The following is a 26644-nucleotide window of genomic DNA, read 5'->3' on the forward strand; positions in this document are numbered from 1 at the left end:
TGCAAGCCTTTTCGCCTCTTTTCGCATCCTCCATTGAGCATCGCCCAATCGAAAATCCTATCTCTCGATCCGCGGGAGCTCCACAAAAAAGCGGTTCCTCCCATTTCCGGACTCTGCCCAGATCCTCCCTCGGTGAAATTCGATGATCTTCTCCGCGATGGGAAGCCCGAGGCCGTAGCCTCCTCCGCTTCCCCTGCTCTCATCGACCCGGTAAAAACGGCGGAAGATCTTTTCGCAGTCCTTCGGACTGAGCTCCTTCCCCGGACTGTCCACGCATAGGAGAAGCTTCTTTCCCTCCGCCCCGAGGCGGAGCCGGACCTCCCCGCCCGGACTCCCGTATTTCTTCGCATTGTCCAGGAGGATGTCCAGAACCTGCCGGAGCCTAACCGGAGCCCCAAGGACGAAAATCCCCTCCCGAATCTCGGAGCAAAGAGTCCGTCCGCTCTCAAAAAACAGGACCTCAAAGCGCAGGGCCTCTTCGGAAGCGAGCATTGAGAAGTCCAAGGTCTCAAAGCCGGACAGTCTCGCGTCCTCCCCGTCCATTCTCGCAAGCTCTAAAAGATTCTCCGTGAGAGCCCGCATCTGCCTCGAGGTCGACAGGATATTTTCACTGAAGCGCCGAAGCTCCTTCCTCTTCCCCGAATCCTCCCCAGAGGGAGAATATTCCTCGATCCGCCGCTGCAAAAGCTCCGCATTGCTGAGAATCACGCTGAGCGGCGTCTTCAGCTCATGGGACGCAGCCGACACGAAGCGTCTCTGACTCTCAAAGGCCGTCTCCACCGGTCTCACCGCCCTTTGGACGAAGGAAAACGAGAGGAGGAAGAAGAAAAGGAGGGCAAAAAGCCCGATCAGGATACAATTTCGGAGAAGAGCATTCAGGCTCCGAAGCGAGGCAGAGAAGTCGGAAAAGACGATCAGACGCTCTTCCTCTTCTTCATTCTCTTCCTCTTCCTTTCTCTCCTCTCCGGCATCCTCCTCTTCATGGCCTTCTCTCCCGGAGCGGGCATCCTCTCCCGCAGCCCTTCTGAGATAATGGATCTTTCCTTTCTCCAGCGATCCGAAGCTCTCCTTTTTAGAAAGAGCCAAACGGATCAGCCTGCTGAGATCCTCCTCTGAAACGTAATAATAGTCTGCCCCGCTCCTCTTAAGTATGGTCCCGTCTTCATCCACCAGCACCCGGACTGCCGGAAGCCGGGAAGGATCCCCCTTCTCCTCCGGCCCCCTCAGAGGAAGCTCCGCCGCCCTCTCCAGTATCTCCCGGTCCTCCTGCATCAGCCTTTGCCTTGTGAGACCGAAGATCAGAGAAAAAAGGATCAGCAAAAGGAGGGTGCAGGTCCCCATGAGAAGCGCTGTCAGGCGGAAGCGAAGCCTTCGTATCATATCCCTTCTCCTATACCGATAGCTGTCCCCTATCAGCCTCCCTCCGAGGAGCTCTCCAGATGATAGCCGAGCCTTCGGACCGAGACGATGCTGAGATCCGAGCCGATGCTCTTCAGCTTCTTCCGGAGGAAGCCCACATAGACCTCCACATGATTCTCCGTCGCCTCGGAGTCAAAGCCCCAGACCCGGGACAGGATCTGCTCCTTTCGGAGATTTTTGCCCTTTGCCTGCATCAAAAGCCGCATCACATCGAATTCCCTCGCGGAGAGACGAAGCTCCCTCTCCCCGCAGAGGAGCGTTCCGCTGTCCAGGTCCAGGCTGGTATTTCCGAAAGAAAGCTGATTCACCTCCGCTCCCTGCCTTCGGAGGAGCGCATTCACACAGGCCATCAGCTCCCTCTCGTCAAAGGGCTTTGTGAGATAATAATCCGCGCCCGCATTCAGGCCCTCCACCCGGTCCAGAAGCTCCGAGCGGGCGGTCAGCATCAGGATCGGCATCCCGCAGCGCTCCTTCCGGAGCTGTCTCGCCAGGGCGATTCCATTCATGCCGGGGAGCATCACGTCCAGGATCAGAAGATCATAGGCGCCGCTCTTTGCATAAATAAGCCCCTCCGCCCCGTCCGAAACCGTATCCGCCTCGAAGCCATGCTCTGTGAGGATCGACTTCACCGATTCCGAAAGCAAGAACTCATCCTCGATCACCAGTATCTTCATTGCATGCTTCCTTCCTCAAAGGCGCAGAGGATATCGTGGTTTACCTCCCGGTAAAACTCCCTCCGAAGCTTCTCATAGGAAGAGGGATAGCGTTTAAGGAGCAGCATGAGCTTCGTAATCGTCGCTTCCAGCGTCATATCATAGGCCTCGATCAGCTTGAAGTCCTGCTTCACCTTCTGCCCGACCTGATAGATCTCCATGTTCGAGCCTTCATTCACAACCTGCGTCGCCATGACGATGAACTTTCCCTTCTCCCTCCAGCGCTCCATCTCCGAATAGAACTTCTCGAGCATCCGCTCCGGAATCCCACCGACTCCGAAGCTCTCCATGACGATGCAGTCGTAATTTTCGAAGAGATAGCCGAGCATCTCCGGGCGGGCGCCGGGGATCAGCTTCATGACGCAGACGGAATCGCTGAGCTCCTCCTGAAAGGAAAGCGGACCCCGCGGAGGAGAGGGAGGGATATAGCGGATGATGTGCCGGTCCTGTATTCTCGCAAGCACCGGGAAATTCACGCTGTAAAAGGCATTAAAGGAACGGGCCATCATCTTCTTCGCCCGCGTCCCCGCGATCACATTCCCGTCGAAGACGAGCGAGACATCCTCCGAAAGCCCGTCACAGGCGTAGAAGAGACTGTCCCGGAGATTCGGCTTCGCATCCGTGCCGTCTGTGTCAATCGGCTTCTGTGAACCCGTGATCACGATCGGCTTCCTGGAATTTTGCACCATATAGCTCAGCGCCGCGGAGGTATATGCCATCGTGTCGGTGCCGTGCGTCACCACAAAGCCGTTGTAACGGTCGTAATGCTCCCGGATTGCCGCAGCGAGAGCGCACCAGATCGAGGGCTCCATGTTCGTGGAATCAATGTTGCAAAGCTGCAGCACATCGACCTCGCAGAAGCTCCGGACATCCGGCACATAACGAAGAAGCTCCGGAGCACTCAGAGCCGGACTCAGTCCCTCTCCCAGCTGCCTCGACGCGATCGTCCCCCCTGTCCCGATCAGAAGGATTTTCTTCATTCGGGCTGCTTTCCGATATAGGCGAGGATGCCCCCGTCGACATAGAGGATCTGCCCGTTTACAAAGTCGGAGGCGTCAGAGGCGAGAAAGACCGCCGGTCCCTGCAAATCCTCCACCGTCCCCCAGCGGTTCGCTGGCGTCTTGGAGCAGATAAAGCGATCGAAGGGATGCCGCGAGCCGTCCGCCTGCCTCTCCCGAAGCGGCGCCGTCTGAGAGGTCGCAATATAGCCCGGCCCGATGCCGTTGCACTGGATATTATAAGATCCGTACTCCGAGCAGATATTCCGGGTCAGCATCTTAAGCCCCCCCTTCGCAGCGGCGTAAGCGGAGACGGTCTCCCGGCCAAGCTCCGACATCATGGAGCAGATATTGATGATCTTTCCGTGCCCCTTCCGGATCATACCGGGCAGCACCGCCTTTGCGACGAGGAAGGGCGCCGTCAGATCCGTATCCACCACCGCGCGGAAATCCTCCGCGCTCATCTCCGTCATCGCCACTCTCTTGATGATTCCCGCATTGTTTACGAGGATGTCGACCGCGCCGTGCTTCTCCTCGATCCTTGCGACCATATCCCGCACGGCTTCCTCGTCCCTCACATCGCAGGCGAAGCCCTCCGCGGCGATGCCCGCCTCCTCATAGCTCTTCTTCGCCTCCCTGACACGCTCCTCACTGCTTGCGTTGAAGTAGAGCAGCGCGCCGGCCCGCACATAGGCCTCCGCGATCGAAAAGCCGATGCCGTGCGAGGCCCCGGTGACAAGAGCGACCTTCCCCTTCAGGGAAAAACTATCCATAGAAAAGCTCATAGCAACTCCTTCTGAAAATCCGATTCCACTTCCCTCTGCCGAAAAACCATCCCGGCGAAAACAATCTCCGCTTGCCTGTCCGCGCACGCCCCGCCGCTTTGCCGGTCCATAAGCAGGCCGTCTGCCGCCCCGGCGTTTAAGGACTCGGCTTCGCCCGGGAGGCTTCAGCCGATCTCCCTTCGGGAGACACTTCTCTCTGAGAAGTGGTCAAGTACGCTCCGAGTCTGCCTGATGGCAGACTTCTGCGCTCTGGCCGCGGCAGCCGGAGCGAGAGCGTCCTGCGTTGGACCGACATGGCGGCAGAAAAGGCGGCGAAAAAGGCGGCGAAAAAGGCGGCGGAAAAGACAGCGGCATATCACCGCTAAGTATAGCCCGAAAGCTCCATAAGCGTCAAGAAAGGCCCTCCTTCCGCTTAAGCCGGGAAGGCCGCCTCTTTTTCTTGACAAAGACTTTGGGAGAGCTTATCATAACGTTGTTATATAACACTGTTACATCTCTTCATTTATCACTTTGGAGGATCTTCATGGAGGATTTTCAGCCGCACTCAGATACTCTGGACAGAATCCGAAAGAGCGCTCTTTCGGAATTTCAGGAAAAGGGCTATCAGGCCGCCTCTCTTCGGAATATCGTAAAGGAGGCGGGCGTTACGACGGGGGCCTTTTACGGCTATTTTAAAAGTAAGGAGGAGCTTTTTTCCGCTCTCGTAGAGAAGGAATACCGTGAGATGCGGGATCATTACCGGAAGGTGCAGGAGGACTTCTCTCTCCTTCCCCTGGAAAGGCAGAGAGCGGAAATGAAAAAGGTCTCGGAGGACTGTCTCGAATGGATGCTCCGCTATGCCTTCGAGAATCTGGAGATCTTCCGCCTGATCCTGCTGAAATCCGACGGAACTCCCTATTCCCACCTGGTAGATGACATGGTTGAGACGGAGGAGCGCTCTACGGAGGACTTCCTCTCCCTCAGCGAAAAGCACGGCTACCAAAAGCCCGAGATCAACCCGCTTCTAAAGCACAGCCTGACCACGGGACTCTTCAGCTCCTTCACGGAGCTGATTATCCACGATATCCCCTATGAGGAGGCGCTCCGTTGTCTCCTCCAGCTGCAGCGCTTCTACACCGCCGGCTGGCGGGAGCTGCTCGGAGAGGCGATGCTGCCCCGGGAGGGAGGGGACACAAAAAACGCAAAAGGCACAAAGAAATGAATTCCAGGCCGCATCCTTTGACCGCACCGTAAAGATAGCTTTCGCGCGTCACTTCGCCGCGTCCGCGCTTTTGCTCATGCCGCATTTTTGACAGCGGCCCAAGAGGAATCAAAGTTCCCCGCGCCTGTGCGCTTCGAAACATAAAATCCTCAGGTCTTGTGGAGAGCTCCGCGCGGGGAATCAAAGTCCTCCGCGCCCGTGCCCTTCGAAGCCTCTGTTCACACGCTGTGAAATGCGACTCGAAGCAGAAGCATCAAAACCCGGGTGAAGGCAACCCGCGCGAAGCCGGCAGCTTTCCGGCCAGCACATCGGAAAGCTCATAGACGACCGGGCGAAGGCAACCCGCGCGAAGCCAGTAAAGGCCAAAGGCAAAAAACGGCTGGAGAAAGAAAGGCAGATATCGACAATGAAAGAAGCTTCGTCAGAACGAAAGAAAAGCTCGCTGATATCCTGGATCATGCGCTATGCAAGTACAAGGCGCGTACTCTATCAGCTCAGCGTGGGAACCGCCCTACTCGGGGCGCTTCTCAGTATGGCACCCTACTATATGATGGCCCGCGTGGTCAAAAAGCTCCTGTCCGGAGAGAGCTCATTTTCCGCCTATCAGATGGATTTCATCCTCGCGGCGCTCTTTTGGACGCTCCGGACTCTGCTCCACTCTATTTCCACATCCTGCTCTCACAAGGCGACCTTCTCTGTCCTTGGAAATATCCGAAAGGCCCTCTGTGAAAAGCTCACGAGGATGCCCCTTGGGGACGTTCAGTCCATCCCCTCCGGCTCCTTAAAGAGCATCATTGTGGACCGCGTAGACTCCATGGAGACGACACTCGCCCACATCCTTCCGGAATTTACGGCAAATCTCGCCGTGCCGTTCTTCCTCTTCCTCTATCTCCTCCGCATTGACTGGAGGATGGCGATCGCCTCCCTCTTAACCCTCCCCGTCGGCGTGATCTGTATGATGGGGATGATGCGGGGCTATACGGAGCGCTGGCAAAACTGCATTGAGAAGACGAAGCTCTTAAATGACGCCGCCGTCGAATTCATCAATGGAATCGAGGTCATCAAGGCCTTCGGAAAAGCGGACAGCTCCTACGAGAAGTTCGAAAAGGCCGCAAAGGACGGAGCCTACTGCTATATCGACTGGATGAAGAGCACGCTTTGGTACTTTGCGGCGGCCCGCTCGATCGTACCGGCGACCATGCTCACCATCCTCCCGCTCGGCGGAATCCTATATCTCCGCGGGCTTCTGTCCGCGCCGGATTTCATCATGGTGATCATCCTCGCCTCCGGCCTGATCGCCCCGCTCTTCACCGTCATGTCCTTTGAGGACGATATCGCAAAGGCCAGGACGATTTTTGACGAGGTGGGAGAAATCCTCGGAAGAACAGAGATGCACCGTCCTATGAAGACCGAGGAAGAGCCCAAAAACAGCGGCATCGTCCTGAGAGATGTGCACTTCTCCTATGAGAAGGGGCAGGAGATCCTGCACGGGATTGACCTCGCCTTCCTCCCGGGGACCGTCAATGCTCTGGTCGGCCCCTCCGGCTCCGGGAAATCCACGATCGCCCGCCTGATCGCATCCCTCTGGGACGTGAATGAGGGCGGAATCTTCCTGGGAGGGACGGACATCCGGAAAATCTCCTTCGAGGATTACAACCGCCGCGTCGCCTATGTCTCCCAGGACAATTACCTCTTCAACACAAGCATACGGGAAAATATTCGCATGGGCCGAAGGGGCGCGACGGACGAGGAGGTGGAGGAGGCCGCGAAGCAGTGCGGCTGCCACGACTTCATCCTGGGGCTGGAAAAGGGCTACGACACGATTGCCGGGGACTCCGGCGGGCAGCTCTCCGGAGGCGAGAAGCAGAGGATCTGCATCGCCCGCGCCCTTTTGAAAAACGCGGAGATCATCATTCTGGACGAGGCGACCGCCTATACGGATCCGGAAAATGAAGCGCTGATTCAAAGATCCCTCGCTCAGGTCATAAAGGGGAAAACCCTGATCGTCATCGCCCACCGCCTCTCCACCATTGCGGACGCGGATCAGATCGCCCTGATCGAGGACGGCTGCCTCAGAGCCTGCGGCACGCAGGAGGAGCTTCTCCGGGAGAGCGAGCTCTACCGGAGGATGTGGGAGGCCCACATTTCCTCCCGGGATACGGACAGAGAGGAGACAGACCATGCTTAAAATTCTTCAAAAGTTCTTTCGCTTTTCCGGAGAAGAGAACCACCGGCGCTTCACCCTCTCCATCATCCTGGGAGTCGTCAGCGCCTTCGGACAGGCCCTCCGGATTCCGGCGATCTACCTCATCGTCCGGGGCGTTCTGGGCAAAAGTCTCGACAGCAATACCCTGCTCCTCTCTCTCTCTGTCCTCGTACTGGGAGTGGCTCTTCAGATCCTGTCCAGCGGAAGGGGCACCTTTTTGCAGACGGAGGCGGGCTATACGACGAGCGCCGATAAACGGATGGAGATCGCCGGCCATCTCCGCTACCTTCCCATGGGCTACTTCAATCAAAACTCCCTGGGGGAGATTACAAGCGTCACGACCAATACCATGGAGCTTCTCGGAGATATCGCAACGAGAGTAGTCCTTCTCTCAACGCAGGGCATCCTGGAATCCGCTCTCATCACCGCGATGCTTCTCTCCTTCGATATCCGGATCGGGGCGGTCTCGCTTCTCGGCCTCCTCCTCTTCCTCCTCATCAACCGTTTCCTCCAGCACAGAGCTTCCTCCATCTCCGCAGAAAAGATCCACGCGGACTCCGCCCTTGTGAGCCAGATCCTGGAATTTATCCGCGGCATCGCGGAGGCAAAAAGCTACAATATCGGCCCGGAGGGAAACCGGAGGCTCTCGGAGGCGATCAATCATTCCGCGGATACCAATATCCGGATGGAATTTGCCCTGATTCCCATCCTCTGGCTCCAGAGCTGGCTGATCAAAATGGTCGGCGTCCTCATCGCGGCGCTCTCGCTCCGCTTTGTCCTGGACGGCTCCATGGAGCCCGCGACGGGAATCGTCATGCTGATCGCTTCCTTCATCCTCTTCTCTGCCCTGGAATCCGCGGGAAATTATTCCGCCCTCCTTCGCTTCATTGACCAGAGCGTGGATAAGGCAGAGGCGATCCTGTCCGTCCCGGAGATGGACATTCACGGAGAGGACCGGCGCCCGGCGAGCGAAAACATCGAATTAAAGCATGTCGACTTCTCCTATGGAAGCAAAAAGGTCGTGGACGACACAAGCCTCTCCATCCCGGAGAAATCCACCGCCGCCTTCGTGGGCCCGTCCGGCGGCGGAAAGACGACACTCTGCCACCTGATCGCCCGCTTCTGGGATGTGGATTCCGGAGAGATCCTCCTGGATCAGACCAATGTAAAGAAATACAGCATGGACTCCCTCATGTCCAATTTCAGCTTCGTATTCCAGACGGTCTACCTCTTCCGAGACAGCATCGCAAATAATATCCGCTTCGGTCAGCCGGATGCCCCGATGGAGCAGGTCATCGCCGCGGCGAAAAAGGCCTGCTGCGACGACTTCATCTCCGCACTCCCGGACGGCTACGAGACGATCATCGGAGAAGGCGGCGCAAGCCTCTCCGGCGGACAGAGACAGCGAATCTCCATCGCAAGAGCAATCATGAAGGACGCTCCCATCATCATTTTGGACGAAGCGACCGCGAATGTGGACCCGGAAAACGAAAGAGAGCTCATGAATGCGATTCAGGCTCTCACAAAGGAAAAGACCATCCTGATGATCGCACACCGCTTAAAGACCGTGCGAAATGCCGACTGCATCTTTGTGATCGATAAGGGGAAGGTGGTCCAGAGAGGAACTCATGAAGAACTGATCCGGGAAGAAGGAATCTACCAAAGCTTTATCCGCTCCCGCAAAGAAGCGGTCGGCTGGAGGCTCGGCTCAGGATCGGAGCTGACCACTTCTCAAAGAGAAGTCGAGTCTTAGACGGCTCTCAGACGACTGATCTTTGCCGCCTTCCCTGCCGCCATGTCGGTCCAACTTATGGACCGGCAAAGCGGCAGGGCGGCAGGCCGAAATGGAATCCCCGTCAGCGGCAATAGCTCCGATAGAGCGCCGCCTGATCCGCGATGCACTGCCAGGTGCTGGAAGCAAATCCGCTCACGACAAGATAGTGCTTTCCACTCTCGGAAACCCCGGAGCTCACCGCGCAGAACATGGACTGACGCACATAGCCGGTCTTTGCCGCCGTGACGGATACTCTGCCCGTATCCTGCCCCTTGATCCTCTTCAGGAAAAGATTGGAGAGCCGTATCCCCGCCGCGTGCTTATTCGTCGCCGGAATACTGTACTCGAAGCTCTCCAGCACGGTGCGCGCGGTCGGATTCTTCATTGCGGCGTTCAGGATCTCCGCGGTATCCTTCACCGTCATATGGTGATTCGGATCGTAGAGCCCGGTCGCATTGGAAAAATGCGCACCGGAAGAGAGCCCGAGCTCCCGCGCCTTTTGATTCATCAGCCCGACAAAGGCCGCCTCGCTCCCCGCGATCTCTCTCGAGAGGAGCATCACCGCATCCGCTCCGGAGGGGAGGATAACACCGTAGAGGAGGTCCCGCACCGAAATCTGCTCCCCCGCCTCCAGGCCGCAGTTGCTCGCATCATGCGCGTGAACATAATCGACGATGTCCTGCGTCACTGTAAGCCTCTTATCCAGGTCCGGGAGATGCTCCGCACAGACCAGGAGCGTCATGACCTTCGTCATAGACGCCGGGTTAATGACCTCCGATGAGTTCTTGTCTGCGATAATCCTGCCCCGGTCCAGATCGTAGACCACGGCATACTGACTATTGATGAGATCCCCGATCGCCGCGGAATCCGAATCCGGCTGAAGCCCGGAGAGATTCGCCGATGCGCTGTCGGAGGGAGAAGCGGCGGAAACGACCCCCGTCCTGCTCTCCGACGTCCCACTCTCCGCAGCTCCGGTCAAATTTTCCGAAAAGGCAATATTCGCCCCTCCAAGCATCGACGAAAACTGTATCGCACCCGCGAGAAAAAGCGCGGCATATCTCATTCTTCTCTTCATTTCCCCATCCCGTCTTTGATACATTCATGCCGAAGTCCCGGCATCCGTTGGAACCCTGCAAGGATCCCCAAAGATTGACTCCTACGGGGAACATGATACGGTCTCTTCTCTCTCCTGGCAAGCGACGAAAGTCTTACGATCCGCTTTTCGACTTCAAATACTCCTCCACCGCTTCCTTATACGCGCTGACCCTCGCTCCGACGATGGGCTTTCCGACGAAATTTCCTTCCTTGTCGATGAGAAAAGTCGTCGGGACGGCCGCCACCGTGCCGAGCATCGGGATCAGCTCCTCGTTTGGGACGATCTGGCGGAATTTCACACCGGACTGCTCCATGATTTTTTTCGCAAGCTCAATATGCTCCGAATCCTCCGGCCCGTTGATATCCCCGACAAGCCCGAGAAGCTGCACATTCTCCGGAAGCTCCTGATCCCATTCCGCAAGCTCCGGCATCTCCCGGATGCAGGGCCCGCAGAAGGTTCCCCAGACATTCAGTACGGTGAGATCCTTCTCAGAAAAGATCGAATCCGAGATCTCCCCTCCGTCGATATCCGTCGAAGTAAAATGAAGAGAGCTCCCCTTTTTCTCTGCGCTGTCCTCCTTCTTTTCCTGCCCTTCCCCGGACCCGGATGAGGAAGCATCCTTTCCGCTTTCCTTCCCCTTTCCCTTCTCTCCCTCCGAGGGCTCCGCTTTCTCACTCCCCGCCGCATCCTTCTCCGAAGACGCCTCCGCCGCTGCCTTTCCGCCGGATGTCTCCGCTCCGCCGGAAGACTTCTGCCCACAGGCAGAAAGGCAGAAGATGAAAAGCAGCGAAAGAACCGCCGCTGCCGCAAGCCTCCCTCTCATCCAACCCTGTCTTTTCAATTCATATCCTCCTTTACCCTATCAAAATCCACTTCAGAACCAGGTCAAGCGGAAAACACTCCGCCTTTCCCTTTCCATCATATCCTATTCCCCTCCAAAAACGCCAGAGAATTTTGATCCCAGTGCCATAAAGTCCCGTTTCCGCGGCGTGCTTGCACGGCAGAGGATGCGGGACCTCATGGCACGCCCCTTCATGAGCATGAAGCGGGGTGAAACCCCGCGATCATCCCTCACCTCAGCCTCATAAAGTCCCGACTCTACGTCGTACTTGCATGAAAACAGTAATTTGAAATCACGATATCTCATCCCTCTTATATCATTTTGCAATATGCCCCGCCTTGACTTTCCCCTCGTTTTTCCTAAGGTATTTTCAGGGAATTCTGATTGATTCACCGTGCCCCGGCACATAAATTTATCGATTGTATCAGTCTTTCCTTAAAATGTTTTAAAAGCCGCTGTCATTTTTTGTTTTCAGGAGGAATTATGAAAAAAGAAAGCATCGCCGCTCTCCTTTCGCTCTCCGCCGCGTTCCTTATGCTGACAGGCTGTGGGAATGCCGTCACGGAGGAGAAAGCCACCACTGCCGCCCAGGCGGATCAAAGCGCGGCGGACTCGAAGGCTTCCGAGAGTGGGGAGGAGAAAAGCGCATCCGCGGACTCCCAGAGCTTCACTTACGCGATCAAGGGGGATACCGGAAATACCATCAATGTCCTTACAGTGGACGACCGCTACGGTCTTATGACCATGAAGGCGCTCTACGCCCCCCTCTACTACATCCACCCAGATGGAAACGTCGACTATATTCTCGCAAAGAGCATGACAGCGAGCGAGGACGGAAAGACCTGGACCCTCGTTCTGAATGACGGCCTCAAATGGTCCGACGGCGAGCCCATCACCGCGGACGACGTCTTCTATACGATCGATTCCCACAATAAGCAGGATCAGAACCTCTTCATAAACGGAAAAGCCATCGAGATGAATCAGATCGACGAGCATACGCTCAGCTTCACGACAGAGGTCCCATCCTCCTCCGTCTTCGAGCTCCTCTCCGCGGAGACCTTCATTCTCCCGAAGCATTACTACGAGAAGAAGGGGAATTTCGACGTGAACCTCCTGGAAGAGAAGCCGGTCTGCTCCGGGCCCTATACTCTGGACAGCTACATGACCGGCCAGTATCTGAAATTCAAGGCGAATGAGAACTCCGTCCTCGGAAAGCCCCAGATCGAAACCCTAATCTATAAGATCGTGGAAAGTGACGACACCGCGACTCTCGCTCTGCAAAACGGAGAGATCGACGCCTGGTCCGCTCTCCCGGACCTCTTAAAGCCCTATAAGGACAACCCCGCGTTCAAGATCTACACCTACTCCGAGGGCCGTGTCGCCTATATGAGGCTCAATACGGCCAGCAAAAAGATGCAGGACAAATCCTACCGGGAGGGGATTCTCCACGCCGTAGATCGAAATGAAATCCTGCAGGCCGCCTATTCCGATCCGGAGTTTTACAGCGTCTCCTACAGCTTCCTCCCCAATGTCAGCGCCTACTATAATCCCGATGTGGAGAAGTTCGACCACGATGTCGAGCTCGCGAAAAAGCTCACGGCAAACGGCGCGAAGCAGCTGAAGATCGCCTACATCAATACCGACGAGGTCGAGAGACAGGCCCTCACCATCCAGTCAGAGCTGAAGAAAGCCGGGATCGATCTCGAGCTGAACCCGCTGGACGGCGCGGCGCTCACCAAGGTCGAAAAGGACAAGCAAAACGGCGACTATGATATCCTGCTCGGAGGCTATATCATGGGCATCGACCCGAGTACCTTCTCCCAGCTCTTCTCGAAGGATAAGGACAATAACTATAACTTCGACGCCCCCGAGATCGACAAGCTCTGGAGAGAGGCCGACATGGAAAGGGACGAGGCGAAGCGGAAGGAGCTCTATAATACCATCCAGCAGAAAATTCAGGAGGAGGCGATCTTCTATCCCTTCGGCTCCAACCTGAAGATCCTGGTCGCAAATCAGAAGGTCCATGGCATCGAAGAGGCCGGACTGGTACCGATCTATACCTTTAACGACCTCTCAAAGCTCTCTATCGCCTCCTGATGCCAGCTCAGCTAAAAGCTTGAGCCAAAAACAAAACAGGGACCATTGAGCTATCCTTAGGCGGGCAGCGCGATACCGGCTAAACCCACTGAGTCTAAAACGAAACGGAAACTCTTGAGTGATCCTTAGGCGACAGCACGATACCGGCTAAAGCCCACTGCGACTATAAAAATGGAGGCTCTTGAGCTATCCTTAGGCGGCAGCGCGATACCGGCTAAAGCCCACTAAGTCTGAAACAAAACGGAGCCTCTTGAGCTATCCTTAAGCAACAGCGCGATACCGGCTAAGCTCACTGAGCCTGAGACAAAACCCGGGCCTCCGGCGCAGGAGCTGTGCGCTGCGCCGGAGCCAAGCCGGGATATTTTCCCTTTGCCTTAGCCTCTGCGCGCTGTCTCACCGCTTCCGGGGAAGGGCCGCCAGGACGGCAGCCCTTCCCCGGAAGCGGCGTCAGAGATACTGCACAGGGTTCCAAAGCGGAGGACAGGCTGCGGGAAATATCCGCTTCCGCGTGGGACTTTCCTGCACACATGCCGTCTTTTGCCACGATATCCGATGGAAAAGAGCAGTGAGTCAGACGGAAAAGACAAAAGAGCATCGAAAAACAGAAGAACAGAAGAAATCCGGAGGAGAACGACATGGCAAAATACATCGCGAAGCGAATCCTGAAGGCGGTCCCGCTTCTGCTCCTGATCACGGTGATCTGCTTCGTCCTTATGAAGCTTGCCCCCTACGACGCGGTGGATGCTCTCACGAGGCCGGATATGAGCCAGGCAGAGATCGACAGGATACGGGAATCCTACGGCCTGAACGATCCGGTCGCCGTACAGTATCTCCGCTGGCTGAACAATCTCCTGCACGGAAATTTCGGCTACTCCCTCCTCTCGCATACCAGCATCAAATATGATCTTCTGATCCGGATCCCGAACACGATCCTTCTGATGCTCCCCTCCTATCTCACAGCCTATCTCCTCTCGATCCCGCTCGGCCTCCTCGCGGGATCCCGCCGGGGGAAGTGGCCGGATAAGCTGATCGACGGCTTTTGCTCCATCGGGATCGCCACCCCGACCTTCTGGTTCGCCATGCTCCTGATCTATGCCTTCGGCTATCGGATGAAGCTCCTCCCCATCCTCGGGATGCACACCGTTGGGATGGAAAAATCTCTCCCGGACCTGCTCCGGCATTTCCTCCTCCCCTACCTCGTCCTGATCTTCTCCTTCCTTCCGGACTTAACCCGCTTCGTCCGCTCCTCCGCGATCGGACAGTGGAAGGAGGACTATGTGCTCGTTCAGAAGGCCTTCGGCGCGGGCCGCTCCGAAATTCTCTTCCGCCATGTGGCGCGGAATGTCCTGATTCCTCTCATCACGAAGCTCGGCATGGCGCTCCCGCTCCTTGTGACCGGCGCCGTCATCACAGAGACCGTCTTCTCCTGGCCCGGCATCGGAAGCTACTTCGTAAAGGCCGTCCAGGCGATGGACTACCCGATCGTCATGTCGGTCCTCGTGCTCTCCGGCTCGCTCGTCATCCTAGGGAATCTCCTCTCCGATATCCTCTACTCGATCGTCGACCCGAGAATCCGTTCCACCTGAATCTTCACAGCTGCAATGCAAAAGTTCACATAGATTCACATAGATAATGATGGCAGACTTCTGCACTCGGCTTCCGGACGGACACCCTTGTCTATCGTTTGTCCGTCCAACATTGGACGCATCTATAAGACCCTGAGGAAAAGCATGAAAGAAAGCAAACAGCCCGAAGGACGGGCAAAGAACAGAAGGATGGAGGCTGCTGTGCTGGAGTTTTGCAGTGACAGACAGGCCGCTTTTGCCGCGTCTTACCTGCTCCTCATCTTCCTCATCAGCATCCTCGTCTTCCTCTTCCGCGGCCTGGATCCCGATAAGATCGATGTTCTCCATAAGCTCCAGCCCCCGAGCCCCCTGCACTGGTTCGGAACCGACAACATGGGACGGGATTACTTTGCGCGCGTACTCTACGGCGGTCAGGTCTCCCTCCTCGTCGGTGTACTCGCCATGCTGTGCTCTGTCCTGATCGGAGTCACCGTCGGCATGCTCTCCGGCTATTTCGGAGGACTTATCGACGGCTTCTTCATGCGCCTCGTCGATATCTTCCTCTCCATCCCCTGGCTCATTATGGTGACGGTCTTCGGACTCCTCTTTAAAAAGGGTCTCCTCTCCATCATCTTAGTTATCGGCATCTTCTCCTGGATGGACATCGCGAGGATCGTCCGCTCCGAGGTGCTCGCCGTAAAGGGCCGGGAATACGTCCAGTATGCGGATTTCATCGGGATTCCCCCTCTCTCCGTCATGACGGGGCACATCCTCCCCGCGGTATTCTCCACGATTATCACCGCCTCGACCTCCACCATAGCGGGAGCGATCATGACGGAATCCGCTCTCTCCTTCCTGGGGCTCGGCGTCCAGCAGCCCATGTCCTCCTGGGGCTCCCTCCTGCAGCAGTCCCAGAAATACCTGCAAAACGCCCCCTACATGGCGCTCCTCCCCGGGATTCTCATCATCCTGACCGTCTACTCCTTTAATAAGCTGGGAGATATCCTCCGTGTCTTCGCGGAGCCGAGAGTCCGCGCCGGGGAAGAGGATATGCCGCGGGAGGCCGGAGGAAAGAGCGGAAACGAGGAGACAGCACAGGAAAAGTGCGGGGAAGGAAGGGCAGAAAATCCCCCGCGGAAAGACAAGGAAAGAGAAGAAGCGGAGATCCCAGTGCGGGAAGCCAGCGAAAGAAAGGAAACGGAGATCTCAGCGCGGGAAGCCAGCGAGAAAAGAGGAAAAGATGAGTGAGAACCCGGAGAAAAATATCCAGAAGGAACAGGAGGCGGAGAAGCGGAAGGACAGCGCCAGCTCTCCTCTCCTCGAGATCAGAGGCCTTCACGTCTCCTTTCAAAGCCGCGGCAAAAAGCTCCGGGCCGTTCGCGGCATCGATCTGAAGCTTGCTCCCGGGGAAATCCTCGGCCTCGTCGGAGAATCCGGCTCCGGAAAATCCGTCGCCATGAAGGCCGTCATGAATCTCCTTCCGGAAAACGCGAGGGTCGAAGCGGACAGCATCCACCTCGACCATCTCGAGCTTCTCTCCCTCTCTGAGACGGAGCGGAGAAAGCTATGCGGGAAAACTGTCAGTATGATCTTCCAGGACCCTATGACCTCTCTGGACCCCCTCATGAATGTGGGAGGACAGCTCGCGGAGGTCCTTCGGAGAAATGCAGCGCTTCGGACGAAGGCAGAGATCCGGGAGCGCTCTCTCGACATCCTAAAAAAGGTCGGCATCCCCGCCCCGGAGGAGCGCCTTCGCCAGTATCCCCATGAGCTGTCCGGCGGCATGCGGCAGAGGATCCTGATCGCGATGGCCCTTTGCTCCGGTCCGAAGCTCCTCATCGCGGACGAGCCGACGACCGCCCTCGACGTCACGATCCAGGCCCAGATCCTCTCCCTCCTGGACGAGCTTCGGAAGGAATTCCAAAGCTCCATCATTCTGATCACCCACGATATGGGAGTCGTCGCCTCGATCTGCCAGCGGATCGCGATCCTCTACGGCGGCCTCATCATGGAGAGCGGCAGCGCGGAGGACATCTTCTATCACGCGGGACATCCCTACACGAGGGCTCTCCTCCGCGCGGTCCCCGGTGGAGATATCGAAGAAGGAAAGCGCCTCCTCTCGATCGAGGGCTCCCCGCCCTCCCTTATGGAGCTTCCGAAGGGCTGCCCCTTCGCGCCCCGCTGTGAAAAAGCGGAGGAGCGCTGCTTCCGGGAGCTCCCGGGACGGACGACGCTTGGCGAAGGCCATGAGCTCTTCTGCCACAATCCTTAAACAAAAAGGGGGATTTCATGCTTCAGACAGAAAAGCTCTTCGAGATCAGAGGGCTGAAAAAATATTTCCCGATCAGAAGCTTCCTCGGCGGGAAGCGCGGCGATGTAAAGGCCGTAAATGATGTGAGCTTCTCGATCTACCGCGGAGAGACCTTCGGTCTCGTCGGAGAATCCGGCTGCGGAAAGTCCACGCTCGGGCGTCTCATCCTCCGGATGCTCGAGCCGACCGCCGGGGAGATTTTCTATAAGGGAAAGGACATCCACCAGAGCCCTCCCGGGCGGCAGGAGATGCAGATCATCTTTCAGGATCCCTACTCCTCCCTGGACGCCTACTGGAACATCGGGGAGATCCTCGCGGAGCCTCTCCGCTTTCAGCCCCTCTCCGCCCGGGAAAAGCAGGAGAGGATCGAAGCCATGCTCGAAAAGGTCGGCCTGAAGCCGGAGGACACGCAGCGCTTCCCCTACGAATTTTCCGGGGGACAGCGCCAGAGGATCGGCATCGCAAGAGCTCTCATGCTGAAGCCCGAATTCATCCTCTGCGATGAACCCATCGCCGCCCTCGACGCCTCCATTCAGGCCCAGGTCGTCAACATGCTCCAGGATCTCCAGGAGGAGTTTCATTTCACCTACCTCTTCATCTCCCATGACTTGAGCATGATGCGCTACATCAGCAGCAGGATCGGCGTCATGTACCTCGGTTCACTGGCGGAGCTGGCCCCGAGCCGCGAGCTCTATGAAAAGCCGCTCCACCCCTACACCAGGGCCCTCCTCTCCGCCCGCCCCGTCGCAGACCCCGAAAAAGCCCGCGCCATAAAGCGCCTCCCCCTCTCAATGGAACTCCCAAGCCCCCTGGACAATCTGCCGGGCTGCCCCTTCGCCCCTCGCTGCCCCTTCGCAAAGCCGCTTTGCCGCGAGGAAAAACCCGCGCTCCGGGAGCTCTCGCCCGCGCACTTCGTTTCCTGCCTCAGGGCGGAAGAAATCTCTTCGGAGAACGGCTGAATTTATCCTAGCATCAGATTTGAATGGCTGTCATCAGGAAATCGGCGCATGCAGTATGAAAATATTTGACACTGATATTGCTGCAATATGATTAACATCGCTCGCCGAATCTGCTATAATTTATTCGACGGGAAGCTTCAGGAAGGCAGACTGTGAACCGTTGGAGCCAAGGCCCAGCGGGAAGGACGGTATTTTAAATGCGCCTGAAGCCCCCGTCTTTTTTGTTTTCGATATCCCTAGCTTAATAGGAATAAAGCTCTAAAGGCAGTTATTATCTGAATCATATCAAAGTTCTTCCTCGCTGCTTTGGTGCCTGCAGCTTGGCATACACCGAAGCGAGCGGAAGCTTCTTGACCATCAGAACTATTTATGACATGTGAAGCGAACCTAAAAGAGACAAGGAGACGCCGGTTTATACGATACGACTCCGCAACAGAACATGGATTCCTTCTAACTAAAGGAAATCCCTGCGAAAGCAGCAGCCTTCACAGGGATTCATTCTTATTTGTCATCATAGTGCCCGCGGCAGTGAGCGATATAAATGCGCCCATCTTCGATATGGTAAACGAGTCGATCTTTTGCATTGATCCTTCGGCTGAATTCACCCTGCAGATTTCCCCTCAAGGCTTCCGGTTCACCGATACCGTTCATTGCGCCGTTTCGTTCGATGTTCTTGATCAGAAGGTTGATGCGCTTGAGAGTCTTTTTATCCTGCGTCTGCCAGTACAGATAATCCTCCCATGCGTCATCAGACCATATTTTCTCAGTCATCGTCAGTTTCAATCAGCTCATGAGCACTGCCTTTTCCCGCCCGGAGCTCATTGACAGATTTCAGCACATATGCCTGGTTTTCGGCGCTGAAGAATGGATCTTCCTGTCTGATCTCAAACGGTATCCTTCTTTCACGCAGAACAGCTTTCACATAGATGTTAATCGCGGCAGACGAAGTGAGACCGACGGATGAGCAAAAGGCGTCAAAGCTGAGTTTATCCTTCTCATCGACGCGTGCCGTGAGTGTTGACAGTGCCATCACGAGGCCCTCCTTTCCTTAAATTGACTTTATTATAGCGCTAAAGGAATACGGAAGCAAGCGATTGTATTATAAAAGCAAAGAAAGGAAGCTTATCAAATGGCCAGAAGGATACAGAGAGCTGAATTGTAACCCGAAATGCCTGTTTGTAAATCGTTCCGTTTTTGTTTGTAGAAATTGATACGATCCATCATCCTACATAGTCCCGGCATTCAATCTTCTTCGAATTGGAGAACTCGCTGCCGTTGTCTGTAACGATCACGGAAAACAACTGCTTGAACCGATCTTTAACAAGTTGGGAATCAAGCGGTCCGAAGTTTTCGATCACGGGCTGTGATGTGTTTACATCCCTAAGGAAATCCAGTATCTGGGATGATTCTACGAAATGGATCGTCAGCAAGCTCTTTCCGCCGATGGTGCTAATCACAGAATCCATCTGGACAACAGTTGTAACCGGATTCTTCTCCATAAAGACTTCGAATTCCTTGTAGGAATGACCGACTATGCAGCCCTTGTCGGCCTTGAATTCTACTTTCTTGCGGCAGATACAGAACCGGGCTTTTCTGGGGAGATCAATGCTGCGGACTTCCAGAAGACAGTCATAGATCTAGTATCTTTTCACTGCATATCAGTTCATCCTGATACGTGACATAGAACTCATGGATCAAATGTCCCTACTTTACCAGCGGTGAGATGATCTGGCTAAGCCTGGTGATCCCTTCCTCTTAAAGTCAACGGCTTTACAAGAAGTTCTTTCCCGAACGAAACAATTCCGTAATAGCAGCCCCCACATCAGCAGCCTTCTTTGATCCTTTAATAATAATTGCTGCCGCGATTACAAACGACGATGTAACTACGGTATAACTTGCAATATTCGCGATATCTTGTTCCACATTCTGCCGCAGTAAACTTTCTAAATTCCGGGCGACATTCTCACACCTCCCCCAAAATACCAGGGGCCACTTTCTCTTCTTCATCCGCCGCCTCTCTTCCGATCCTCCGGATCAGAATTTCGTTTTCTTTTTGATTATTCCGATCTCTTACGGAATTCTTCGTCCCTGATACAGTACCGGTCTATTTTATATTGCTGAATGACTGATCTAAGATTCCCTCTCCAGGAATCCTTACGATTCAAACTCCCCTCAGCAGCTCAATCCTTCCCATCCCCATATCGCATAGTTCTCCCTGATAGCGTGTACACTTACAGACATGCGGAGAAATCCCAAGGCGCAAATCGTTTCCATGCTTATGTTCTTTATAGGTTTTGACCGTCTTTTTAAATACTTGGTCCGTCACATAAAGTGCATCCTCCGGGGAGAAGAGCGCGTAAACCACCGTCTTTGAGAGAAATCCCACTCCTCCCCCGAGCCACACAAGTCCACTCTCCTTCCTCCCTCTTCCAAAGCGCTTATAGAAACGCTCATAACATAATTCCTGGAAAAAATCTAACGCAGCAAAAATATCCTCTATCCTGTAAGGAAAGGTAGTTTCATCGATACTCAGGTCAAAAAAGACCTCCGTCCCCGGCTTCAGAGCCTCCCGGAGAATCGGAAACGCCCTTTCCTTCTTCTTGTCGCCGATACAGCTATAATCAATTTTTTGGCAGAGCAAGAGCTGCTTTTCAGATATCGTGTCGCTGTCACCGACAATTAGCCCCGCCATGACGGAATTGACTGCATCTTTCAGATTCTCCTTGTTTCGCTCCGGACGGTGGAATACTTTGACCTCCAGATCTTCCGCCTGATTCCGAAGAAAAGCATCTCCCTTTCCTCTTCCACCTTCCACCGCTCTTCGAACTCTCTTTTCGATTCCCGAATTGCTCTCTCTCTGTTTTCCAAGCTCCCACGCGAGGAGCGCAGTCCGAAGCATCCCCTTTATACTGCTTCCGGGAATATAGGGCTTTCCGTAGGCATCCTTTTGAAAACTCTCAATCCCTTTATTCCTCCCATTCCGCGGGCCAATAAAGACATCCCCCGCATCCATGGAGTATCGTATCCATGAGGAAATCGTGGCCTCCGAAATCCCCTGAGCCTGCAGCCATTGGTAGAGATCTGGTACATTTCCCCCCTGATCCAACATATAGTTTTCAAAATCCTGCACACAGCTTAAGAGACGGAGACAGGTAAGCATCTTTCTTGGATCTGGAATCTCCACCGTACCCCAGCCCCTGCTCCGGCGATTCCTTCGGATATATTCCTTTTTCCCGATCAATTTTCCGTCTCCCACATAGATCGGAGACAGAGCCGTAATCCTGATCCTGTAATACTTCAGATAGTCCTTCATCCTCCTACCCCCAGAAACAATCCTCTCGCATAGCGATAGACCGGATGAGCGCCTCCCTCATTGACCAGATATACTACGCCCTGAAAACGATGCCGGAAGCAGGACCCGGACCGGAAGGTATAGAGATCCCGTTTCTTTTGCTGTTCCGGTGAAAAATTCTCTGAAAGGATGAAGCCAGACCGCTTCTGAAGGAGATAGGATGCACCCTCAAGAGCACTCTCCAGTTCCACTTCTCTGGGCAGGGCAGAGCAAAGAAGCATATAACGCTTTCCTTCCCGCATCATGGCATCCTGAAGCTCCTCCGAAAGCTCTCTTCTCTCATAAGAAAATCTCCCCTTCCCGCTGGAACGTTTCCCGCCGATCCCGCTGTAGGAAAGGCTCTGAAATAGAATTTCTATGAGTTTCTCCTCTCTATTCGACTCTAAAGCAAAAATCAGATAGAGGCCATTTCCCTCCCGGAAAAAGAAATCGCCGACACAGTATGGACGTGTATCATCTCCAGATCGACTGACGGCGGCCCGCATCTGGCTGCTCTCCTCTCCCAGCTCACCGAGATCGCAGTGCTCCGCATGAAGCTCTCCTCGAAAAAAGTCCTCCAAAAGCTCTGCCGGGATATATTGAATCTTTTTAAAACGCTTTTTTTCCTTGCTGTCTCCCGGAGCTTTCGATTCTACATAGAACATCGGCTTCGGAAGGAAATACCGCTCCCTCAGAAAAGGAAAGGCGTCCGAAAAGCATAGAGCTCCGCTTTTTACCGCGCTGTAGAGTTCTTCCTCCCGCCCTAACTTTAGGGCTTCGATGTAAAATGCCGAAAACAAGGTGTCCGCCGAGAAGCAGAATGCACTCTCGCTCAGCATTCCCCTCCCGAAATGGACCGAAGTGCTAAACCTTAGTCTGTATATCAGATGCTTCATAGCAAGCTCTCTCCCAGAAGATGATTGCACTGCTCTATAATTTCCGATCTCAGTTCGCCCACTACCGTCTCCGCCTTAAGGCCTTCAAAACGCACCTTCCCGTAACCTCGGGAACCATGCCCCCCCAAATAGTCATACTGCAAAAGCCTAAATCCCTCTTTGATAAGCTCGAAATCTCTCAGAATCCTCTTCTCATCCTCAGCTTCGGAGCCTTTCTCCCTTTGCTCCGGCTCATAGATCAAAGACAGGCCGAATTCCGTCCCGCGGATCACCCGTTCAATCTGCCGGGGATTCGCCATTGCACTTAGTCTGTTGATCGTATTTTCAAATTTGATCTCTGTACAATGGATCCCGAGCTCTGAGAGTTCCGCCCCATTTGATAGAAACATGTCGGAAAAAAGAAGACGCCCCGCTCTTGCTCTACCATTCTCCTCATTTTCCTTCTCTTCTCCTTTCCTTTCACCTCCCTCATTCTTCCTCGCAAAACCAAACAGACTTTTCAGTTCCGCATTATCCCGATCTGGTGGGTCAAACGGATCCCTATTGTAGCGCTTTGCCAGTAGACTGCGGAGCTTCCCCTTCAGACTGCTCCCGGGGATCATGGGCTCCATCGTGCGGGCATCCCGGATGACCGGAGAATCCACAGCGCCGATCGCCGTAAAAGCATCACTCGCCCCAATATGTGTCCCTGTGACAAGCTTCATTGTTCCACTGATCTCTATCTTTGCGAACATGATCGTTTCCCCCGCTTAATCATTTTTTTCGACATAATATCTATGAAATGCCACAAGTGATTCCAGATAATGATGGAAGAAGAAGAACTTTTCCCTGCTTCCTTCTATCTTCTTAATCTGCTCAAAGGCATCCGCTTCATTCAAAAAAGCTTTTACACTCTCCTCTCTGCCTGCCTCATAGTAAAAGCGCACCCTCATATAACAAATTTTCGCTTCGATCGTCTTTGAGAGGGAGGAACCCTTCTCCATCAAAATCTCATTATATATATCGGAGGACATCGAAAGCAGATTCCGAAGCTTGGATGTAGAAATCATGTTTTTCTTGCTCTTTCTCTCTATGAGTGCTTTAATAACTTTCTCCGCCTCATCCACATAGTTTTTCACATCGATATTCCGGTGAACTTCCTGCTGTCCCGTTCTCCCATAGGAGTTCTGCTCCGGATTTTTCCGATAATTTTTTTCTCCATTATTCATTTTCATATCCGCCATTCCTCTCCTCCCTTTCTCTGCTTCTATAAATGTAAAGGCAAATCGCTGTAATCAGCTGTCTCCTGTCCTCACGCTCCCCAATCCACCGATACATCTCCCCTGAAAAGCTCCGGTAAGCTTCAGCCTCCTCTGCTCCTTCTCCCTCCTCCGGCTCCATTCTCGATAGAAAGTAAACGAATCTGGCTCGATTGATCCTATCTTCAGAGCGAAGCAACTCCAGGATATGATAGAGGAATGCCTTGCCATGGTTTTTCGTCAAGGAGAAGTACTCCTCTATCTTCCGATATTTCTCCCCCAGCACGCTTCCCGTGAAATCCTCCCAGAAGTAACGTCCCTCCTCTTCGAAAAGGGTGAGCGCATTCTTTTCCCTTTTCCCGGCCCCCTTTCCGGCACTCCCCGGATCCGCTGCCCTTTTTGCATAGTCCTCAAGCTCTGCCGTCTCCAGCGCGATGCGATTGATCGGATATCCAGGGCGGTAGATTCCGATCCCTCCGGACAGGCTCAGACTCCCCTCCGTGAAGCGGAGAAAAGCAGTATGAATATCAATAGACGCCTCCAGAACATCATTCCATGCTCCCACGAGAAAGATATCATCCCCTCCGGAATAAACGATACTGACATCCCGTCTCTTCTCCTCCCTCTTCTTTCGTTTCCGGCATTTCAGACTATCCGAGCTCCCCTCTTCCAAAATCCGGTTGACCTCACACTTAAAAAAAAGGGAAAGCTGTCTGGAAAGCGCCGCGGTCCGCGACAAGGTTTCATACCGGCTCCCAAGCTCCTCTGAATGAAAGCCATTGACAAAGCTGTGCCCCAGATTATCCACATCTCCCCGAAACACCGCGATCCGCTCGATCCCCTCTGCTTCTTTGGCCAGATCCTCAAAAGTATCCTTACTGTGATAATCTCCGACCCAAAGCTTCGCCGTCACATCCTTTTGAACCTGGATCTGATTTTTCCGATAGCTCCTGATATAACCGTCCCGGCATTTTTCCCTCTCCAAGAATTCCCTGCTCCCCGCCACCAAAGCCTTCCCATAGGGAAGCGGCAGTGCATCCGGATAAGGGACGTCCTCCCGGAAGATTAAGAAATACTCCTCCTCCAGAATTTTATTGGACATGCCAAGGAGAGCCCGGCAGATAGGACAATGCCCATGATCGTCCAGCTTCTCCATCCTGCGGCAGATCTCGCATTCCCGCTCGCCCCTTCGCTTCTGCCGATTCAGGCTTAAGATATCCGATACCGTATAACGATGGCTCTTTTGCTCTGAGATCTCTCTTGACAGTTGCAAAAACATCACCCGGTAAGCCCCATCCGGCTCATTTCTCAGCTGCTTTGCGCTGCATTCCGCGTAGCCGCAAGCCATGTAGAGGGCCACTCCGAACTGCTCCATAAACCAATGATTCAGCTCCTTCTGAAGCTCATTCAGTTCCTTCTTGCATTGCTCCGTATTTGGAAGCAGGAGATAGCTGTGCCCTCCTCCCGCATAGATCAGCACAGAACGAGAAAGTGATAGCCTTTGCAGCATTTCATCAATCACATGCTCCATGAGAAGCTCCAGATAGAAACTCCTTGCGCGAAGCCCCTTTAAAGCTCCCTCGCTGCTGATCGTATAGATAAAATCCTGGATTCCGGAGACATCCATGGAAAAGAGCAGAAAATTCCTGTCCTCCCACGCTCTCTCCTCCTGCTCCAGCACATAGGAGCGGTAATCCCGGATCCCTCTGCTCTCCAGCGCCTGGAAAAGGCATTCAGCAACAGCCGCTGTCATCTTAACATGATCATAGAGGGAGATATCTGTATCTTCCCTCTTTTTCGTGTCCAAGGGAAGATACGAAAGAATCTCCTCCAGCACAGAGAGCAGGGAATAAAGATATTCTTCCGACAGCGTAAAGTCCTTGAGCACCCGCTCCAGCCGTCCCTCTGCCTCCTGAAAAAATCCGGCATCGCTCCGGAATGCCTCCTCCGTCGGATACGGAATCCCGGCCTTCGGATTCAGAAGCACTCTCTCATAATGCGCATTGCCGTTTTTCCCATTCAGACGATTGAAAATGCTGCGAAGCGGAAGGCTTTGGTCAAATTCCTCCTCCCTCTCTCCGCCTTTCCTTCGGTCCACCGCCGCGGCCACCTGCTTTGCCAGACAGCAAAGATAAGCCGGATTGTCCTGCTCCAGCTCAGAATCCCGCAGCATTTCTCTATCGTGTGAGAAAACGCAATCCAAAATCCCTGAATCCAGCGATGGCTGCAGCCTCTTCAAAAGCTCCGCCCCGGCCCGGGAGGGATTCCTCTGCTTACCATCCCCGGAATATACTATCTTTCCGATATCATGCAAAAGACTTCCTATGCTCAGCCTGAGCTGCTCCTCCTTCATGACCTGTCTTCCTTTCTTCTGAAATCCGGATGGCCCCCATTCCAAGCGCTGTCTTGATGCCGATCCCGGAATAGCTTCCAAACAAAAAGAGCATCCTCGCAAAATTCGCCATCGTCTGCGTGCCACTGATCTTCAGGACCATTTTCCCGAGAAAAGCCGGAATCCTGACACCCTCCAGGCTAAAAACCGTGCTTCGAAGCTCATAGCGATGCAGACTCGCCCCATTCAAGAGCTGCTCCAGCACCTCATCATCCCTCATGCTGCTGTCTGATATCGCCGCATCATACTTATTCATCAGATTCAGAAACATGAATCTAAGATCCGGGAAATTGAGATACCTTCCATTTTGTTTAAAGGCAGTCGGCGTCACAAACTGAAGTCCGATATAGCGTCCTCCCTCCCCCTGGTAAAAAGAGGCACTGAATTCCCGATCACTCAGCTCCCGATATTCTCTTCCCAGGATCGGAATCCTGAGCTGATGCGATCGGATCCGAATCTCATCCAACGAACGAAGGGCCTTCTCCATGATTTCAGAGACAGCCAGATCATTGAGGGCTGTGACCACCCAATACCAACCGCTCTCCCTCCGTTCCAGGTGCTGTGTATAGGGATGCAGTCTGGACTCATGCAGCTCGGCCGCATATTCCGGAAGAAGCTCCATCAAGGCACCATGAAAGGAAGAAGTCATCTGATAGGAAAGCGGCTCCGTCCCTCCGAGTTTCAACTCCAATCTCGCCAGCATTTCTCTCTTTCCCTCCTTCTATCCTCATTTATTATGGAATAATTTCATATATTTGTAAAGTAAAATTTATATTTCGTTTATACGGTATATATATTATCGTAAAAAACAGGGGCTTTCCT

General features: G+C 54.3%; 24 protein-coding genes. 8 read left to right on the top strand and 16 right to left on the bottom strand.

Annotation, left to right across the window (positions count from 1 at the left end; translation table 11 throughout):
- Positions 1–57: 57 nt before the first annotated feature.
- Genes GCWU000341_RS12725 through GCWU000341_RS09005 form a run of 4 tightly spaced genes read right to left on the bottom strand, consistent with a single transcriptional unit; the run spans position 58 to position 3903 of the window.
- Positions 58–1380 carry a sensor histidine kinase gene (locus GCWU000341_RS12725; protein WP_009215635.1) on the bottom strand — a complete coding sequence of 441 codons (1323 nt, stop codon included), beginning with the start codon at positions 1378–1380 and terminating at the stop codon, positions 58–60.
- A gap of 32 nt (positions 1381–1412) precedes the next feature.
- Entirely contained in the window at positions 1413–2093 is a 681-nt protein-coding gene (locus tag GCWU000341_RS08995) for a response regulator transcription factor (RefSeq protein ID WP_009215636.1), read from the bottom strand.
- Complete coding sequence (locus tag GCWU000341_RS09000) at positions 2090–3112, bottom strand: asparaginase (RefSeq protein WP_009215637.1); 1023 nt, start codon at positions 3110–3112, stop codon at positions 2090–2092. Before GCWU000341_RS09000 ends, GCWU000341_RS08995 begins: the two co-directional genes overlap by 4 nt.
- Positions 3109–3903, bottom strand: coding sequence for a gluconate 5-dehydrogenase (locus GCWU000341_RS09005; protein WP_081443190.1), 795 nt, complete (start codon positions 3901–3903; stop codon positions 3109–3111). Before GCWU000341_RS09005 ends, GCWU000341_RS09000 begins: the two co-directional genes overlap by 4 nt.
- A 535-nt stretch (positions 3904–4438) precedes the next feature.
- Between GCWU000341_RS09005 and GCWU000341_RS09010 the strand changes: the two genes are divergently transcribed.
- From GCWU000341_RS09010 to GCWU000341_RS09020, 3 genes are all read left to right on the top strand, one after another.
- On the top strand, positions 4439–5116 hold the full coding sequence (locus GCWU000341_RS09010) for a TetR/AcrR family transcriptional regulator (protein ID WP_050761973.1): 678 nt from the start codon (positions 4439–4441) through the stop codon (positions 5114–5116).
- Positions 5117–5522: 406 nt separating this feature from the next.
- The gene (locus GCWU000341_RS09015) at positions 5523–7304 is read left to right on the top strand and encodes an ABC transporter ATP-binding protein (protein ID WP_009215641.1); all 1782 of its coding nucleotides are present in this window, start codon (positions 5523–5525) and stop codon (positions 7302–7304) included.
- On the top strand, positions 7297–9075 hold the full coding sequence (locus GCWU000341_RS09020) for an ABC transporter ATP-binding protein (RefSeq protein WP_009215642.1): 1779 nt from the start codon (positions 7297–7299) through the stop codon (positions 9073–9075). Before GCWU000341_RS09015 ends, GCWU000341_RS09020 begins: the two co-directional genes overlap by 8 nt.
- Before the next feature lie 103 nt (positions 9076–9178).
- Here the strand turns inward: GCWU000341_RS09020 and GCWU000341_RS09025 are convergent, their stop codons facing one another.
- A complete protein-coding gene (locus GCWU000341_RS09025) occupies positions 9179–10171 on the bottom strand; it encodes a D-alanyl-D-alanine carboxypeptidase family protein (protein WP_242651652.1) in 993 nt (330 codons plus the stop codon).
- Between the two features lie 133 nt (positions 10172–10304).
- Positions 10305–11033: a TlpA family protein disulfide reductase gene (locus tag GCWU000341_RS09030; protein ID WP_040653949.1), complete on the bottom strand. Its 729-nt coding sequence runs from the start codon at positions 11031–11033 to the stop codon at positions 10305–10307.
- A gap of 483 nt (positions 11034–11516) precedes the next feature.
- Here GCWU000341_RS09030 and GCWU000341_RS09040 point away from each other — a divergent pair, with 483 nt between their 5' ends.
- The 5 genes from GCWU000341_RS09040 (at position 11517) to GCWU000341_RS09065 (ending at position 17965) form a co-directional block, all read left to right on the top strand.
- A complete protein-coding gene (locus tag GCWU000341_RS09040; protein WP_009215646.1) occupies positions 11517–13130 on the top strand; it encodes an ABC transporter substrate-binding protein in 1614 nt (537 codons plus the stop codon).
- A 635-nt stretch (positions 13131–13765) separates the two neighbouring features.
- The gene (locus GCWU000341_RS09050; RefSeq protein WP_009215648.1) at positions 13766–14716 is read left to right on the top strand and encodes an ABC transporter permease; all 951 of its coding nucleotides are present in this window, start codon (positions 13766–13768) and stop codon (positions 14714–14716) included.
- A 144-nt stretch (positions 14717–14860) separates the two neighbouring features.
- A complete protein-coding gene (locus GCWU000341_RS09055; RefSeq protein WP_009215649.1) occupies positions 14861–15943 on the top strand; it encodes an ABC transporter permease in 1083 nt (360 codons plus the stop codon).
- Complete coding sequence (locus GCWU000341_RS09060) at positions 15936–16967, top strand: ABC transporter ATP-binding protein (RefSeq protein ID WP_009215650.1); 1032 nt, start codon at positions 15936–15938, stop codon at positions 16965–16967. The genes GCWU000341_RS09055 and GCWU000341_RS09060 overlap by 8 nt, the downstream gene beginning before the upstream one ends.
- Positions 16968–16984: 17 nt before the next feature.
- Entirely contained in the window at positions 16985–17965 is a 981-nt protein-coding gene (locus GCWU000341_RS09065) for an ABC transporter ATP-binding protein (protein WP_009215651.1), read from the top strand.
- Between the two features lie 501 nt (positions 17966–18466).
- Here GCWU000341_RS09065 and GCWU000341_RS09070 read toward each other — a convergent pair.
- The 10 genes from GCWU000341_RS09070 to cas6 all read right to left on the bottom strand — a co-directional run bounded on the left by GCWU000341_RS09070 (position 18467) and on the right by cas6 (position 26525).
- Entirely contained in the window at positions 18467–18736 is a 270-nt protein-coding gene (locus tag GCWU000341_RS09070) for a Txe/YoeB family addiction module toxin (RefSeq protein WP_009215652.1), read from the bottom strand.
- Positions 18729–18995 (bottom strand): type II toxin-antitoxin system RelB/DinJ family antitoxin, encoded by a 267-nt coding sequence (locus GCWU000341_RS09075; RefSeq protein ID WP_009215653.1) that lies wholly within the window; start codon positions 18993–18995, stop codon positions 18729–18731. The genes GCWU000341_RS09070 and GCWU000341_RS09075 overlap by 8 nt, the downstream gene beginning before the upstream one ends.
- A gap of 190 nt (positions 18996–19185) precedes the next feature.
- The gene (locus GCWU000341_RS12730; RefSeq protein WP_009215654.1) at positions 19186–19464 is read right to left on the bottom strand and encodes a hypothetical protein; all 279 of its coding nucleotides are present in this window, start codon (positions 19462–19464) and stop codon (positions 19186–19188) included.
- 271 nt (positions 19465–19735) lie between these two features.
- Complete coding sequence (locus GCWU000341_RS09085) at positions 19736–19972, bottom strand: hypothetical protein (RefSeq protein WP_009215656.1); 237 nt, start codon at positions 19970–19972, stop codon at positions 19736–19738.
- Positions 19973–20126: 154 nt separating this feature from the next.
- The gene (gene csm5 / locus GCWU000341_RS09090) at positions 20127–21278 is read right to left on the bottom strand and encodes a type III-A CRISPR-associated RAMP protein Csm5 (protein ID WP_009215657.1); all 1152 of its coding nucleotides are present in this window, start codon (positions 21276–21278) and stop codon (positions 20127–20129) included.
- A complete protein-coding gene (csm4, locus tag GCWU000341_RS09095) occupies positions 21275–22192 on the bottom strand; it encodes a type III-A CRISPR-associated RAMP protein Csm4 (protein ID WP_009215658.1) in 918 nt (305 codons plus the stop codon). Before csm4 ends, csm5 begins: the two co-directional genes overlap by 4 nt.
- Positions 22189–22926, bottom strand: coding sequence for a type III-A CRISPR-associated RAMP protein Csm3 (gene csm3, locus GCWU000341_RS09100; RefSeq protein WP_009215659.1), 738 nt, complete (start codon positions 22924–22926; stop codon positions 22189–22191). Before csm3 ends, csm4 begins: the two co-directional genes overlap by 4 nt.
- A gap of 15 nt (positions 22927–22941) precedes the next feature.
- Positions 22942–23415, bottom strand: coding sequence for a type III-A CRISPR-associated protein Csm2 (csm2, locus tag GCWU000341_RS09105; RefSeq protein ID WP_009215660.1), 474 nt, complete (start codon positions 23413–23415; stop codon positions 22942–22944).
- Positions 23393–25783, bottom strand: coding sequence for a type III-A CRISPR-associated protein Cas10/Csm1 (cas10, locus tag GCWU000341_RS09110; protein ID WP_009215661.1), 2391 nt, complete (start codon positions 25781–25783; stop codon positions 23393–23395). The genes csm2 and cas10 overlap by 23 nt, the downstream gene beginning before the upstream one ends.
- Complete coding sequence (gene cas6, locus GCWU000341_RS09115) at positions 25737–26525, bottom strand: CRISPR system precrRNA processing endoribonuclease RAMP protein Cas6 (protein ID WP_009215662.1); 789 nt, start codon at positions 26523–26525, stop codon at positions 25737–25739. The genes cas10 and cas6 overlap by 47 nt, the downstream gene beginning before the upstream one ends.
- Positions 26526–26644 lie beyond the last annotated feature (119 nt).

The sequence above is a fragment of the Oribacterium sp. oral taxon 078 str. F0262 genome, from assembly GCF_000160135.1.
Lineage (GTDB): Bacteria > Bacillota > Clostridia > Lachnospirales > Lachnospiraceae > Oribacterium.

What these genes read in the sequence shown, in the direction of transcription:
- GCWU000341_RS12725 (WP_009215635.1), bottom strand. Translation starts at nt 1,380, where the DNA reads ATGATACGAAGGCTTCGCTTCCGCCTGACAGCGCTTCTCATGGGGACC.
- GCWU000341_RS08995 (WP_009215636.1), bottom strand. Translation starts at nt 2,093, where the DNA reads ATGAAGATACTGGTGATCGAGGATGAGTTCTTGCTTTCGGAATCGGTG.
- GCWU000341_RS09000 (WP_009215637.1), bottom strand. Translation starts at nt 3,112, where the DNA reads ATGAAGAAAATCCTTCTGATCGGGACAGGGGGGACGATCGCGTCGAGG.
- GCWU000341_RS09005 (WP_081443190.1), bottom strand. Translation starts at nt 3,903, where the DNA reads ATGGATAGTTTTTCCCTGAAGGGGAAGGTCGCTCTTGTCACCGGGGCC.
- GCWU000341_RS09010 (WP_050761973.1), top strand. Translation starts at nt 4,439, where the DNA reads ATGGAGGATTTTCAGCCGCACTCAGATACTCTGGACAGAATCCGAAAG.
- GCWU000341_RS09015 (WP_009215641.1), top strand. Translation starts at nt 5,523, where the DNA reads ATGAAAGAAGCTTCGTCAGAACGAAAGAAAAGCTCGCTGATATCCTGG.
- GCWU000341_RS09020 (WP_009215642.1), top strand. Translation starts at nt 7,297, where the DNA reads ATGCTTAAAATTCTTCAAAAGTTCTTTCGCTTTTCCGGAGAAGAGAAC.
- GCWU000341_RS09025 (WP_242651652.1), bottom strand. Translation starts at nt 10,171, where the DNA reads ATGAAGAGAAGAATGAGATATGCCGCGCTTTTTCTCGCGGGTGCGATA.
- GCWU000341_RS09040 (WP_009215646.1), top strand. Translation starts at nt 11,517, where the DNA reads ATGAAAAAAGAAAGCATCGCCGCTCTCCTTTCGCTCTCCGCCGCGTTC.
- GCWU000341_RS09050 (WP_009215648.1), top strand. Translation starts at nt 13,766, where the DNA reads ATGGCAAAATACATCGCGAAGCGAATCCTGAAGGCGGTCCCGCTTCTG.
- GCWU000341_RS09055 (WP_009215649.1), top strand. Translation starts at nt 14,861, where the DNA reads ATGAAAGAAAGCAAACAGCCCGAAGGACGGGCAAAGAACAGAAGGATG.
- GCWU000341_RS09060 (WP_009215650.1), top strand. Translation starts at nt 15,936, where the DNA reads ATGAGTGAGAACCCGGAGAAAAATATCCAGAAGGAACAGGAGGCGGAG.
- GCWU000341_RS09065 (WP_009215651.1), top strand. Translation starts at nt 16,985, where the DNA reads ATGCTTCAGACAGAAAAGCTCTTCGAGATCAGAGGGCTGAAAAAATAT.
- GCWU000341_RS09070 (WP_009215652.1), bottom strand. Translation starts at nt 18,736, where the DNA reads ATGACTGAGAAAATATGGTCTGATGACGCATGGGAGGATTATCTGTAC.
- GCWU000341_RS09075 (WP_009215653.1), bottom strand. Translation starts at nt 18,995, where the DNA reads ATGGCACTGTCAACACTCACGGCACGCGTCGATGAGAAGGATAAACTC.
- GCWU000341_RS12730 (WP_009215654.1), bottom strand. Translation starts at nt 19,464, where the DNA reads ATGGAGAAGAATCCGGTTACAACTGTTGTCCAGATGGATTCTGTGATT.
- GCWU000341_RS09085 (WP_009215656.1), bottom strand. Translation starts at nt 19,972, where the DNA reads ATGAAGAAGAGAAAGTGGCCCCTGGTATTTTGGGGGAGGTGTGAGAAT.
- csm5 (WP_009215657.1), bottom strand. Translation starts at nt 21,278, where the DNA reads ATGAAGGACTATCTGAAGTATTACAGGATCAGGATTACGGCTCTGTCT.
- csm4 (WP_009215658.1), bottom strand. Translation starts at nt 22,192, where the DNA reads ATGAAGCATCTGATATACAGACTAAGGTTTAGCACTTCGGTCCATTTC.
- csm3 (WP_009215659.1), bottom strand. Translation starts at nt 22,926, where the DNA reads ATGTTCGCAAAGATAGAGATCAGTGGAACAATGAAGCTTGTCACAGGG.
- csm2 (WP_009215660.1), bottom strand. Translation starts at nt 23,415, where the DNA reads ATGGCGGATATGAAAATGAATAATGGAGAAAAAAATTATCGGAAAAAT.
- cas10 (WP_009215661.1), bottom strand. Translation starts at nt 25,783, where the DNA reads ATGAAGGAGGAGCAGCTCAGGCTGAGCATAGGAAGTCTTTTGCATGAT.
- cas6 (WP_009215662.1), bottom strand. Translation starts at nt 26,525, where the DNA reads ATGCTGGCGAGATTGGAGTTGAAACTCGGAGGGACGGAGCCGCTTTCC.